Source organism: Micromonospora humida (assembly GCF_016901255.1).
Taxonomy (GTDB): domain Bacteria; phylum Actinomycetota; class Actinomycetes; order Mycobacteriales; family Micromonosporaceae; genus Micromonospora; species Micromonospora wenchangensis.
The window spans coordinates 40585-54114 of the sequence record NZ_JAFEUC010000003.1; the positions used below are offsets into that span (position 1 = coordinate 40585).

A 13530-nucleotide genomic window follows, 5' to 3' on the forward strand; every position below is an offset into this window, starting at 1 on the left:
CGACCGCCACCACCCTCACTCCGCGATGCCGCACGTCACCACGGCCGTCGAAACGCTTCGACCGCCGGCCGGACGCCTCACCGCGAGCCACCGGAAGGTAACCGCAGATGAACGACCCCACCGGACCGTCCCCCGAAACGCACGCCGACGAGCTGCTGGCCCAGCTCACCCTGCCGGAGAAGATCGGCCTGCTGCACCAGTGGCAGGCCCCCGTGCCCCGGCTGGGCCTGCCCGGCTTCCGCACCGGCACCGAGGCGTTGCACGGGGTCGCCTGGCTCGGCCCGGCCACCGTCTTCCCGCAGGTCGTCGGCCTGGCCAGCAGCTGGAACCCCGACCTGATCCGGGCCGTCGGCGACGCCGTCGGCACCGAGGTGCGGGTCAAACACCAGGCCGACCCCGCCGGCGTCGGGCTCAACGTGTGGGCGCCGGTGGTCAACCCGCTGCGCGACCCCCGCTGGGGCCGCAACGAGGAAGGCTGGTCGGAGGACCCGTGGCTGACCGGCCGGCTCGCCACCGCCTACGCGTCCGGGCTGCGCGGCGACCACCCCCACCGGCTGCGCACCGCCCCGACGGTGAAACACTTCCTCGGCTACAACAACGAGACCGACCGGGCCACCACCTCCAGCGACCTGCCACCCCGGGTCCTGCACGAGTACGAACTGCCCGCGTTCCGCGCGCCACTCGCCGCCGGGGCGGCGGTCGCCGTGATGGCCTCCTACAACCTGGTCGACGGGGTGCCCGCGCACCTGAGCCCGCTGCTGAACGACGAACTGCGCCGGTGGACCAGCCACGAGGTGATGGTCGTCGGCGACGCCGGGGCGGTCACCAACATCGCCGGCGTGCAGGGCCACCTGCCCGACCACGTCACCGGATTCGCCGCCGCCCTGCGCGCCGGCATCGACAACTTCACCGAGGACGACACCGACAGCGCACCGACCGTCCGACGCATCACCGAAGCCCTCCAGCGGGGGCTCGTCGACGAATCCGACGTGGACCGGGCGGTCCGCCGCATCCTCAGCGTCCGCATCCGCCTCGGCGACCTGGACCCACCCGGGCAGGACCCGTTCGCCGGGGTCTGCCCCGACGTGCTCGACAGCCCCGCCCACCGGGACCTGGCCCGTGAGGCCGCCCGCCAGTCGATCGTGCTGCTCGACAACGACGGGCTGCTGCCACTGCCCACCCGCACCCCACCCCGGGTCGCGGTCCTCGGCCCGCTCGCCGACACCGTGTACGAGGACTGGTACAGCGGCACCCTGCCGTACGCGGTCACCGTCCGGGAGGGCCTCGCCCGGGAACTGCCCACCGTCACCCACCACTGCGGGGCCGACCGGATCGCGTTGCGCGTCGGCGACCGGTACGTCCGCTGCCCCCGCTCCTCCGAGGGTGGGCCGCTGACCGCCGACGACGGCCGCGACGGCACCTGGTTCGACGTGTTCGACTGGGGGCAGGACGTGGTGGCGCTACGCGCCGTCGCCAACGGCCGGCACGTCGGCGCCGACGACGACGGGGCACTGGCCAACGACCGCCCCGGACCGGGCGGCTGGATCGTGCGGGAGACGTTCCGCTTCCGGCACCGCCCCGACGGCACCACCCTGCTGCACCACCTCGCCACCGGCGCGTACGTGCGGGTCGACGAGGACGGGCGGCTCCGCGCCGACGCCACCGACCCGGACACCGCCACCGCGTTCACCGTCGAACTCGTCGCCGACGGCGTGGCCGAGGCCGCCGCGCTGGCCGACGCCGCCGACGTGGCCGTCGTCGTCCTCGGCAACCACCCGATGGTCAACGGCCGGGAGACCGAGGACCGCGTCGACCTGGCCCTGCCCGCCGGGCAGGAACGGCTGCTGCGCGCCGTGCACGCCGCGAACCCGCAGACGGTGCTGGTGCTCACCAGCAGCTACCCGTACGCGGTGGGCTGGGCGCACGAGAACCTGCCGGCGGTGCTGTGGTCGGCGCACGGCGGGCAGGAACACGGCACCGCCCTGGCGCAGGTGCTGCTCGGCGCAGCCGACCCCGGCGGCCGGCTCACCCAGACCTGGTACCCCGACGCCGCCGACCTGCCCGACCTGCTCGACTACGACGTGATCGGCGCCGACAGCACCTACCTCTACTACCGGGGCGAGCCGCTGTACCCGTTCGGCCACGGCCTGAGCTACGCCCGGTTCCACTACGCTGACCTGCGGGTGGACCCGCCGACGGTGACCGCCGGCGACGAGGTCGAGGTGAGCGTCGAGGTCACCAACACCGGCGACCGGGAGGGTGAGGAGACCGTGCAGCTCTACACCCGGCAGCGCCGCTCCCGGGTCAAGCAGCCGCTGCGGCAGCTGCGCGACTTCACCCGGGTCACCCTCGCCCCCGGCCAGCGGCGCACCGTCACCCTGCGGCTGCGCGCCGACGACCTGACCTGGTGGGACGAGCAGCGCGGCGGCCCGGTGCTGGAGGACGCCACCCACACCCTGCTGGTCGGCCGCTCCGCCCGCGACATCCGCGCCGTCGGCGCGGTGACCGTGCACACCCGCGCCGCCGCGCCGCAACCCCGCCCCACGGTGACCGCCGGCGGTGCCCGGTGACCGGCACGTCCGGGCGCAGCCGCAAGTCGCCCGACCAGGTCACCATCGTCGACGTCGCCCGGCACGCCGGGGTGGCGGTCAGCACCGTGTCGTACGTGCTCAGCGGCAAACGGGCCATCTCCGAGGTGACCCGCACCCGGGTGCTGGCCAGCATCCGGGAACTGGGCTACCACCCCAACGCCGGGGCGCGGGCGCTGGCCAGCCGACGCGCCAACACCATCGCCCTGGTGCTGCCGTTGCGCGCCGGCATGCAGGTGCCGGTGGTGATGCAGTTCGCGATCGCGGTGGTCACCACGGCCCGCCGCTTCGACCACGACGTCCTGCTCGTCACCTCCGACGAGGGGCCGTCGGGGCTGCGCCGCATCGCCGGAAGCGCCATGGTCGACGGGATGCTGGTGATGGACGTCGAGCTGGACGACTCGCGGGTGCCGCTGCTGCGGGACCTGACCCGACCCAGCGTCCTGATCGGCGTCCCCGCCGACCCGACCGGCCTGACCTGCGTGGACCTGGACTTCCACCGCGCCGGTCAGGTGTGCGTGGAACACCTGGCCCGGCTCGGGCACCACCGGGTGGCACTGCTCGGCGCTCCCGCCGCCGTCTACGACCGGGGCACCGGCTTCGCCCACCGCACCCGCGCCGGGGTGGCCGCCGCCGCCGACCGGCACGGCGTCACCGTCGTCACCCAACCCTTCGAGGAGGGGCCCGCCGCGATCCGTCAGGAACTCGCCGACCTGCTCGACCGGCACCCCGACCTGTCGGCGCTGGTGGTGCAGAACGAGGCGGCCGTCGGGCCGGTGCTGGCCTGCCTGCCGACCCTGGGACGACGGGTGCCGCAGGACATGTCGGTGGTGGCGATCTGCCCCGACCAGTTCGCCGAACAGGCCGCACCCCGGATCACCTCGGTGCCGGTGCCCGCCGAGGAGATCGGCCGGCAGGCGGTGGCGTTGCTGATGCGCAAACTGCACGACGAGCCGGTGCCGGAGGTGACGCTGCTGCCGCCCCGGTTGACCATCCGGGACAGCACCGCCGCGCCGACGGCCCGGACCCCCCGGTGACCGGCGGGCCACCCCCGTCGGCACACCGGATCTGGGACGACGCACCGGCCGCCGACTGGCCCGACGCCTTCCTCACCGGCAACGGCGAGTACGGGCTGATGGTCCCCGGTGACCCGCACGCCGAACGGCTGGTGGTCAACCACCACCGGTTCGTGTTGCCCAACGGCACCCACGACGCGCGGGCCCCGCACCTGGCCGCGCTGCTGCCCCGGATCCGGGAACTGGTCCTCACCGGCCGGCGCGCCGAGGCCGGTGAACTGCTCACCGGCGGCCGGGACCTGGCGTGGACCCAGTCGTACCATCCGGGGTTCGCGCTGACCGTCGACGCCCCCGCGACGACGGTGCGGGACTACCGGCGGCATACCGACTTCACCACCGGCGAGGTGGTGGTGCGGTGGTCCGGGCGGCGGCGACGCAGTTTCGTCTCCCGCGCCGACCGGCTGGTCGTCACCCACCTGGACCAGGGCGACTGTGTCGTCGGGGCGACCGGTGACCTGCCCGGCCGCCCCGACACGGTGCACTACGACACCACCGCCTACCGCCACGACGGGCTGGTGTTCCTGCGGGTACGCGGCCGCTACCCCGACGTCGGCGGCGCGTACGGCTTCGAGGCGGTGACCCTGGTGCGGGGCGACGCCGAACCCGCCGGTGACCGGGTGCTGGTACGCGGACCGGCGCTGCTGACCACCGCCCTGGAGCGCACCGCCACCGCGGCGTGGCCCACCGCCGCACAGCAGCGGCGACTCGCCGACGGCCCGGCCGACTACCCGACGCTGCTGGCCCGGCACGTCACCCGGCACACGGGCCCCTACCGGCGGGTCGACCTGGACCTGGCGGTGCCGGCCGCCGACCGGGACCTGCCCGTGGGGGCGCTGCTCGACCGGCAGGTCACCGCCGGTGACCGGTTGGACCCGGCGCTGCTGGAACGGCTCTTCCACGCCGGCCGGTACCTGCTGTTCAGCGCCAGCGGGGTGCTGCCGCCCCGGCTGACCGGCATCTGGACGGGGTCCTGGGACGCGGCCTGGGCGGGGGACTTCACCACCGACGCGAACCTCAACCTGCAACTGGCCGGCGCGAACGTCGGCGCGTTGCCGGAGGTGACCGCCGCGCACGCCCGGCTGGTCCGCGCCCAGGTCGACCACTGGCGGGACAACGCCCGCGCCGTCTACGGGGCACGGGGCCTGCTCGCGCCCAGCCGCACCGACGGTGAACACGGACACCTGTTCCACGTCCACCCGCACTGGCCGTTCACCGCGTGGCTGGCCGGCGCGCACTGGCTGCTGCACCCCCTCTACGAACACCACCAGGTGACCGGGGAACCGCTGGGGGAGGTGGCGGGGTGGCTGGCCGAGGTGGCCGACTTCTTCACCGACGTGCTCACCGACGTCGACGGGCAGCCGGCGCTGGTGCCGTCGTACTCGCCGGAGACCGGCCCCCTCGACGGGGCCGGCCGGCCGGTGCCGGTCGCCGTGAACGCCACCATGGACGTCGCCGCCGCCCGGCACGCCATGACCGTCGCCGCCGAGGTGACCGGGTCGCAGCGGTGGACGGCGGCCCGGGACCGGCTGCCCGGCTACCGGATCGACGCGCGGGGCGCGCTGGCCGAGTGGGCGTGGCCCGGCTACCGCCCCGACGACGACCACCGGCACGTCAGCCACCTCTACCCGGTGTGGCCGACCGGGGAGATCGACCCCGAGGACACCCCGGAGTTGGCGGCGGCGGCGCACCGGGCGTTGACGGTCCGCGGCGACGAGGACGGCTCCGCCCACGGCATCCTGCACCGGGCCCTGGTGGCCGCCCGGCTCGGCGACGGGCCGCTGGTCGGGGCGTACCTGCGGCGGATCGTCGCGGCGGACATGTTCTTCCGGTCGCTGATGAGCGCCCACAACCCGGGCCGGGTTACCTACAACGCCGACGCCGCGCACACCCTGCCGGCGGTGCTGATCGAGGCGCTGGTGCAGACCCGCCCGGGTCTGCTGCGGTTGCTGCCGGCGCTGCCGCCGGGCCTGCGACGGGGGACGCTGCGTGGGGTGACCTGCCGGGGCCGGCTCACCGTCGAGGAGTTGACCTGGGACGACGGTCGGGTCACCGCCCGGCTGGTCGCCGCCACCAGCCGCCGGATCCGGGTCCGCAGCCCCTACGGCGACACCGACTGCGACCTGCCGGCGGGCACCCCGGTGCGGGTGACCCACCGCCGGTGACCCGCCCACGGTCCGGCAGGCACGCGGGTCACAGCGCGTCGGGCCGGCACAGGGCGGGATGCCGCTGCCCGGGGCGCGCGAACCAGGGGGCGTCGTCGTGGGCGGCGGCGGTGTCCAGCCGCAGCCGCGCCCACTCGTCCAGCTCCGGCAGCGCGTCCGGGGCGAACCAGCCGACCTCGGTGGACTCGTCGCCGTCGGCGCGGGGTCGCCCACCGACCGGCCGGCACCGGAACCACACGTTGAGGTATTCGCAGGCGTCACCGTTGGGGTAGACCACCGGGTGGGTGGCGACCCCGGCGATCCGGTCGACGACGACCCGCACCCCGGTCTCCTCCCACACCTCCCGAACGACCGCGTCGGCGGGCTGCTCGCCCGGGTCGACCACGCCGGCCGGCAGCGACCAGCGGCCGTTGTCGCTACGGCGGGCCAGCAGCACCCGACCGGCGTCGTCGTGGACCACCCCGGTCACCCCGGGCAGCAGCAGCAGGTCGTGTCCGACGTGGGCGCGCAACTTGACGATGTACGGGGAGACGGCCACCGGCCCACCGTAACGGTCCCGGCGACGGCGCGGGTCGTACCGGTGGTGGGGGTGTGCCCGGGCAGCCTCTAGACTTCCCCGTCGATGGACCCGCAGCCCACCACCCCCGCCGACCTGCGTCCCTGCGCGCACTGTGGACGTGACGTCCCGCAACGTGCCGGTGCGGGACGCCCGTTCCGGTACTGCCGGGACAACGACGGCGCCTGCCAGCGGGCGTCGCGCAACTCGCGGATGCGCCACCGCAACGCCCCCGGACTGCCCGGTCAGGTGGCCCGCACCTGGGAGGTCGTCGACCGGCTCGACCAGGTGGTGCAGACCCTCACCGAGGCGTTGCACGCCGAATTGTCCCCGGCGGGGGTGCAGCGGCAGCTCGCCCAGGCCCGCGCCGACGCCGCCACCGAGATCGCCGCCGCGCACACCGCCCGCGACGAGGCCCGCGAGGCCGCCGAGACGGCCGCCGCCGACACCGCCCGCGCCCGGCAGGAGACCCGGGCCGCGCTCGCCTCGGCCGACGCGGCGCAGCAGCGCGCCGAGCAGGCCGACACCCGCGCCGCCGCCGCCCGGGAACAGGCCGAACAGGCCGCAACCGCCGCCGACACGGCCCGCCGGGACGCCGCCGCCGCCCAGGCGCTGCGGGTGCAGGCCGAACGGGACCGCGACGCCGCCCGCCACGAGCTGCGGACCCTGCGCGCCGAACGGGACACCGCCCGGCAGCTCGCCGCCGACCTGACCGTCGACCGGGACGCCGCCCGCGCCGACGCCGCCCGGCACGCCACCGACGCGCAGCGGGCCGTCGCCGACGCCACCGCCGCCCGCCAGGAGACCCGGCAGGCGCACGCCGCCGCCACGGCGGCCCGCGCCGACGCCACCGCCGCCGCCGACCAGGCCCGGCAGGCCGAGGCCGAGGCGCAGGTGGCCCGCCGCGACGCCGACGCCGCGCGCGCCGACGCCGACGCTGCCCGGGAGGAGACCGCCGCGCGGACCGCCCGCGCCGGGGAGGAACTGGCCGCCGCGCTGGCCCGGGTGGACGCCCTGACCGCCGAGCTGACCGAGGCCCGCGCCGAGCTGCAACGGGCGCAGCGGGCGTCGGCCGCCGACCGGGCCCGACTGGCCGAACTGGACCGGGCGCTGGCTGACCGGGACGCCGCCCAGCGCCGTGCCGGTCAACTCGCCGACCAGGTCAGCGACCTGGCCACCGCGTTGGCGCGGATCAGCGCTCAGTCGCCGGGCTGACCGGGCTGGATCACGCCGGCCGGGGCGGCCTGCACCTCGACCCGGGTGTCGTGGAACGTCGGCCCACCACCGAGGTCGGTGTCGCGGACCCCGGTGACCGCGTTGACGGTGCTGCCGCCGGGACTCAACCGCGCCCAGTACGCCTTGTAGGTGAACGCCAACCCCGGGCGGGTGGCGTCGTCCACGGCGACGGTGGCCAGGAACTCCCCCCGGTCGTTGTGCACCCGCGCCGGATCGCCGTCGGTCAGGCCCCGGGCGGCGGCGTCGACGGGATGCAGGTGGATGCGGGGCGGACCGGTGCGGCTGCGGTGCCACGGCAGCGACGCGAACGTCGAGTTGAGGAAGAACCGGCCGGCCGGGGAGATCAACGCCAGTGGGAACCGGCGGGCCAGCACGGCGTCACCCACCTCCACCGGCGGCGTGTACCCGACGAGCGGGTCGACGCCCTGCCCGGTCAGCCGCGGATCGTGGAACCGGGCCCGCCCGTCGTGGCTGGGAAACCCACCCTCGGCGTACGGGGCGGAACCGACGGCCACACCGGTGGCCCGCACGTACGTCCGGCGGGTCAACTCGTCGTAGTCGACGCCGGTGCCGTCGAGCAGCTGCCGTGCCAGGTCCTCGTCGCTGTCCCGCAGCCGGGGATGGTCCAACCCGAGCGCGGCGGCGATCCGCCGGAAGATCTCCGTGTTGGGCAGCGCCTGCCCCGGCGGGTCGAGCACCGGCCGGTTCAGGGTGGCGTAGTGGTGGCCGTAGGAGGTGTGCAGGTCGAGGTGTTCCGGCTGCATGGTGGCCGGCAGCACCACGTCGGCGAAGTCGCAGGTGTCGGTCCAGCGTTGCTCCAGCACCACCGTGAACAGGTCGGCGCGGGTCAGGCCGCGCCGCAGCCGGTTCTGGTCGGGAACGGTCGCGACCGGGTTGGTGTCGAAGACCACCAGCGCGGTGACCGGCGGGTCGGCCTCGTCGGTGAGCGCGGCGGCGAGCCGACTCATGTTGATCGACCGGGCCGGCGGGGCGGGCATCCCGGCGGGCCGGGCGACCCGGTCGGCGTCGATGCGGTGGTGCCCGCTGGTGGTGGCCAACGCCCCACCGCCGGGATACCGGAAGTCCCCGGTGAGCAGGGGGATCGCCGCGATGGCCCGGACCGCCTGCCCGGCCCCGGCGTGCCGTTGCAGCCCCAACCCGATCCGGATGGCGGTGGGGCGGGTGGTGGCGATCCGCTCACCGAGGTCCCGCACCACGTCGACGTCGAGACCACACTCGGCGGCGGCCCGCTCCACCGGCCACTCGTCGAGGCGTGCCTGCAACCGGTCCCAGCCGACGGTGTGCGCGGCCACCCACGGCCGGTCGACCGCGCCGAGATCCCGGATGTGCCGCATCAACCCCAGGGCGAGCGCGGCGTCGGTGCCGGGCAGCGGCGCGACGTGCGCGTCGCTGCGGGCGGCGGTGTCGGTGCGCAGCGGGTCGATGGTGACGACGTGGGCGCCGCGCTGCTGGGCCTGCCGCACGAACGGCCAGTGGTGCAGGTTGGTGGAGAGCAGGTTCGCCCCCCACAGGACGACCAGTTTCGCCTCCACCACCGACTCCGGTTCGAAACCGACGGACCCGCCGTAGACCGACGAGAGGGCGGCCCGGGACGCGGCCGTGCAGATGGTGGTCCGCAGCCGCGACGCCCCCAGGTGCGCGAACAGCCGCGGACCCATCGACCAGCCCTGCACCAGGCCCATCGTGCCGGCGAAGTAGTAGGGCAGGACCGACTCCGGGCCGTGGACGTCGATGCTGGCGCGCAGCCCGTCGGCGACCCGGCGGACCGCCTCGTCCCAGCTCGCCGGCCGGTACGACACCGGCCCGACACCCTTCGGGCCGACCCGCACCAGCGGGGTGGTCAGCCGGTCGGGCCCGGTGACCGCGTCGAGGTAACGGTTCACCTTGCCGCACAACACGCCCCGGGTGAACGGATGCTCCTGGTCGCCGCGCAGCGCCACCGGTCGCCCGTCGGTGACGGTGAGCTGCCAGACGCAGGTGTCGGGACAGTCCAGGGGGCACGCGCCGGGATGCACGGTGGTGGCCATGCCGCGGATGCTATCGTCACCGGCCGCCCCGCAACGGCCCGTCACCGCTGCCACCGCGGCGCGCGGCGGCTACCATCGCGGTGCACACACCGATGTCGACCCGGCCGGGGCGAACCCGCCGGGTCGGTGTGGTGGCCGGCTACCCTTGCGGGGGTCGTCCCACCCGTCGGGGCGGGAATGCCCCGGCGGTGACCGGCCGTTACACCGGAAGACCAGCACCACGAGCGAGGGGAAGTCGAACATGGGCGAGCGCATGCTGCGCGGTAGCCGGCTGGGCGCGGTCAGCTACGAATCCGACCGCAACACCGAGCTCGCGCCGCGCCAGACCCGCGAGTACCTCTGCGCCAAGGGCCACCAGTTCGAGGTGCCGTTCGCTGTCGACGCCGAGGTCCCCACCACCTGGGAATGCAAGTTCGACGGCAGCGTCGCCCGGCTCGTCGACGGCACCGAACCGGAACAGAAGAAGGCCAAGCCGCCGCGTACCCACTGGGACATGCTCCTGGAGCGGCGGTCCATCGCCGAGCTGGAGGACATCCTGGCCGAACGGCTCCAGGAGGTCCGCACCCGCCGCGGCCGCGCCTGACCCGCACAGCGACGACGACGCCCCCGGGAGGTCCCGGGGGCGTCGTCGTGTGTCCGGTGTTCAGGGCCGGCGGGGCTCCACGATCTCCCCCTCGATGGCCCGACCCTCGTCGACCACCTGCGGGGCCACCACGTCCTCCCCGGCCGGCGGCGCGGCCGGTTCCCCCTGCCGCACCCGCACCGTACGCGGACCGAACAGGTCACCGGCGACCATCGACGACACCCGCCGCTCGGTGGCCCGCTGCACCCCGGCACGCGCCAACCGGCGCACCGGCGGCACCAGCAGCAACACCCCCACCAGCCCGCTGAGCAGGCCGGGGATCGCCAGCAGCAACGCCCCGGCCAACCCGACCAGCCCGTCGGTCACCTGCCGGCCCGGCGGCTGCCGGGACTCCACCGACGTGCGGAACCCCCGCCAGGCGCGCATCCCCTCCCGGCGCAGCAACACCAGCCCCAGCAGGGACGCGGCGAACACCAGCAGCACCGCCGCACCGAACCCGACGGCCCGGCCCACCCCGATGAACACGGCCAACTCCGCCACCACCGCCAGCAGCAGGACCAGTGGCACGAACCTCAGGTATCGGCGCATCTCACCTCATCCGCGTCGCGCGGCACCCGCTCACCGCCACCGGCCGGACAATGCCCGCGGGGCGACAGGCCCGCCCCTCCAGCATGCCACGCCCCCTCACGGCCACCGGTCGTGACCGCGACGCCACCGCGCCGGCCGCCGGTCCCGCAACCCCCAGGTGGTGATCCGCCACAACGCCTCGGCCACGATCAGCGGGCTCATCTTGCTCGCCCCCCGCTCCCGCTCGGCGAACGTGATCGGCACCTCCACGATCCGCACCCCCGCCCGGTGCGCCAACCGCGACAACTCCACCTGGAACGAGTACCCCTGCGAACACACCGACTCCAGCCGCATCGCCCGCAACGCCGACAACCGGTACACCCGGAACCCACCTGTCGCATCCGACACCGGCATCCCCAACGCCATCCGCGCGTACAGGTTCCCGCACCGCGACAGCAGCAGCCGCCGCCACGGCCAGTTCACCACCCGCGCCCCACCCACCCACCGCGACCCGATCACCACGTCGGCGTCGCGGGCCGCCGCCAACAACGCCGGCAGGTCCTCCGGGGCGTGCGACCCGTCGGCGTCCATCTCCACCACCGCGTCGTAGCCGTGCTGCCGCGCCCACCCGAACCCCGCCAGGTACGCCGCCCCCAACCCCTGCTTACCGGGCCGGTGCAGCACGTGCACCTGAGCGTCGGTGGCGGCCATCGCCTCCGCGAGTGTCCCCGTACCGTCGGGGCTGTTGTCGTCGGCGACCAGCACGTCCACCGCCGGCGCGGCCCGACGCACCCGGGCCACCACGTCGGCGATGTTGTCGGCCTCGTTGTAGGTGGGGACCACCACCAGCACCCGGCCCACCCCCGGCTGTCCCCCGGCTGCCTCGCCCACGCCTGTCCCCCGTTCCTGCCGGCTCACCCGGCGGCGGTGACCTCCCGGCGACGCCGCAACGCCCCCGCGACGACCAGGGCCGCGACCGCCAGCCCGGCCAACGCCACCTCCGGCCACCATCCGGCCCGGGTGGCCGGGGTACGCCCCTCGGCGAGCGTCACGTCCCGCACCACCACCGCCCGGGTGTTGAACCCGGTGGCGTCGCTTACCCGCCCGTCCGGGGCGACGAACCCGGACACCCCCACCGTCGAGGCCATCAACGCCGCACGACCGTGCTCCACCGCCCGCAGCCGCACCATCGCCAACTGCTGCCGGGCCTCCGCCACGTCGAACGTGGCGTTGTTCGTCTGCACCACCAGCAACTGCGCCCCACCGTCGACGGTGTCCCGCACCAGCCCGTCGTAGGCCACCTCGAAACAGATCACGTCCCCGAGCACCACCGCACCCGCGTCGACCACCCCCGGCGACGCCCCCGGCACGAAATCGGCCCGCACCCGGTCCACCTGCTTGGACACCGCACGCGCCAACGACCGCATCGGCACGTACTCCGCGAACGGCACCGGATGCCGCTTCGTGTACACCTGACCCAGATCCGGGCCGCCGCCCGGCCGCCACAGGATGCCCGCGTTACGGACCTCACCGTCACCCGGGCCGGCGAGCACCGCACCGACCAGGATCGGCGCGCCGATCGCGTCGGCGGCCTGCGAGATCCGCGCCCCGGCCGCGGCGTTACGCAACGGGTCGATGTCCGAGGAGTTCTCCGGCCACACCACCAGGTCGGGACGCCGCTCGGCACCCGAGGCGACGCGCTCCGCCAGCGTCAACGTCGCGTCGACGTGGTTGTTCAGCACCGCCTGCCGTTGGGCGTTGAAGTCCAGACCCAACCGGGGCACGTTGCCCTGCACGATCGCCACCCGCACCGTACGGCCACCCGGGTCGGCCCCCGACGGCACCAGCCACCCCACCGCCACCAGCGCCACCACACCCGCCACCACAGCGGCCACCGGCTGCCACCGCACCCCCGGCCACCGCCGCCACACCGCCACCAGCAGCAACCCGCCGACCACCGCCACCACCGCGGTGACCAGCGGCGCACCCCCCAACCACGCCCACCCCAGCAGCGGCGACGAATCCTGACTGAACGCCAGCCGCCCCCACGGGAAACCCCCGAACGGGGTACGGTCCCGCAGCGCCTCCTGCCCCACCCACAACACCCCGGTCACCGGCGGCCACGCCCACCGCCACCGGTCCACCACCGGCGACACCCACGCCGTCGCCGCACCCAGCACCGCCAGATAGCCGGCCTGCAACAACGACAGCAGCACCCACGGCAGCAGCCCGGTGTGCAGGTTCGTCCACGCCAGCAGCGGCGCGAACAACGCCACCCCGGTCAGGAAACCCAACCCGGCGCCCGCACGCAGCCGCCGCCGGTGCGTCGCCGCCGCCAACCCGGCCACCCCGACCGCCGCCGACGGCCACCAGCCGTACGGCGGGAACGCCACCAACAACGCCAGCCCGGCGGCCACCGCCACCGGCACCGCCACCCGCAACGGCAACGGCGACCGCACCGGCCGCACCACGGTCGGGGTACGCGTCTCATCCCGGTCGAGCGTCGTCACCGGCACCTCACCACGATCACGGGCCGAAGGCTACCCGCCCCGCGCCGGTGCTCCCGAGACCACCGAGCCCGAACCGGCCGAGGTCACCCCGGCCCCACCGCCCTGATCCGGGAACCGGTCGTGGTGGGGCGGACACGAAATCGGGGCGCGGCCTAAGCCGCGCCCCGATGCTCCCAGGCCCTTCCCGGCCGGTGGGGCGAGAAC

At 75.2% G+C, this 13530-nt stretch carries 10 protein-coding genes; 5 read left to right on the forward strand and 5 right to left on the reverse strand.

What is annotated here, in order from left to right; all coding sequences use genetic code 11:
- Positions 1 to 107 precede the first annotated feature (107 nt).
- From JQX11_RS07245 to JQX11_RS07255, 3 genes are read left to right on the forward strand one after another with little or no spacing between them, the layout of a single operon-like run.
- A complete protein-coding gene (locus tag JQX11_RS07245; RefSeq protein ID WP_204924219.1) occupies positions 108 to 2570 on the forward strand; it encodes a glycoside hydrolase family 3 C-terminal domain-containing protein in 2463 nt (820 codons plus the stop codon).
- Positions 2567 to 3625, forward strand: a complete 1059-nt coding sequence (locus JQX11_RS07250) for a LacI family DNA-binding transcriptional regulator (protein WP_204924220.1) — start codon at positions 2567 to 2569, stop codon at positions 3623 to 3625. The genes JQX11_RS07245 and JQX11_RS07250 overlap by 4 nt, the downstream gene beginning before the upstream one ends.
- Positions 3622 to 5826 carry a glycosyl hydrolase family 95 catalytic domain-containing protein gene (locus tag JQX11_RS07255; protein WP_204924221.1) on the forward strand — a complete coding sequence of 735 codons (2205 nt, stop codon included), beginning with the start codon at positions 3622 to 3624 and terminating at the stop codon, positions 5824 to 5826. The genes JQX11_RS07250 and JQX11_RS07255 overlap by 4 nt, the downstream gene beginning before the upstream one ends.
- A gap of 28 nt (positions 5827 to 5854) precedes the next feature.
- Here the strand turns inward: JQX11_RS07255 and JQX11_RS07260 are convergent, their stop codons facing one another.
- On the reverse strand, positions 5855 to 6364 hold the full coding sequence (locus JQX11_RS07260) for an NUDIX hydrolase (protein ID WP_204924222.1): 510 nt from the start codon (positions 6362 to 6364) through the stop codon (positions 5855 to 5857).
- Between the two features lie 84 nt (positions 6365 to 6448).
- On the opposite strand from JQX11_RS07260, the gene JQX11_RS07265 reads away from it, so the two are divergent.
- Entirely contained in the window at positions 6449 to 7597 is a 1149-nt protein-coding gene (locus tag JQX11_RS07265) for a coiled-coil domain-containing protein (protein ID WP_204924223.1), read from the forward strand.
- On the opposite strand, the gene JQX11_RS07270 is transcribed toward JQX11_RS07265, so the two are convergent.
- Positions 7582 to 9666, reverse strand: coding sequence for a molybdopterin-containing oxidoreductase family protein (locus JQX11_RS07270; protein WP_204924224.1), 2085 nt, complete (start codon positions 9664 to 9666; stop codon positions 7582 to 7584). The genes JQX11_RS07265 and JQX11_RS07270 overlap by 16 nt on opposite strands.
- A gap of 241 nt (positions 9667 to 9907) precedes the next feature.
- Here JQX11_RS07270 and JQX11_RS07275 point away from each other — a divergent pair, with 241 nt between their 5' ends.
- Positions 9908 to 10249: an RNA polymerase-binding protein RbpA gene (locus tag JQX11_RS07275; protein ID WP_007070998.1), complete on the forward strand. Its 342-nt coding sequence runs from the start codon at positions 9908 to 9910 to the stop codon at positions 10247 to 10249.
- 60 nt (positions 10250 to 10309) lie between these two features.
- Here JQX11_RS07275 and JQX11_RS07280 read toward each other — a convergent pair whose 3' ends face one another.
- The 3 genes from JQX11_RS07280 to lnt all read right to left on the reverse strand — a co-directional run bounded on the left by JQX11_RS07280 (position 10310) and on the right by lnt (position 13326).
- Positions 10310 to 10837, reverse strand: a complete 528-nt coding sequence (locus JQX11_RS07280; RefSeq protein WP_204924225.1) for an FxsA family protein — start codon at positions 10835 to 10837, stop codon at positions 10310 to 10312.
- A 96-nt stretch (positions 10838 to 10933) separates the two neighbouring features.
- The gene (locus JQX11_RS07285) at positions 10934 to 11707 is read right to left on the reverse strand and encodes a polyprenol monophosphomannose synthase (protein ID WP_307826102.1); all 774 of its coding nucleotides are present in this window, start codon (positions 11705 to 11707) and stop codon (positions 10934 to 10936) included.
- Positions 11708 to 11730: 23 nt separating this feature from the next.
- Positions 11731 to 13326, reverse strand: coding sequence for an apolipoprotein N-acyltransferase (gene lnt, locus JQX11_RS07290; RefSeq protein ID WP_372444568.1), 1596 nt, complete (start codon positions 13324 to 13326; stop codon positions 11731 to 11733).
- Positions 13327 to 13530 lie beyond the last annotated feature (204 nt).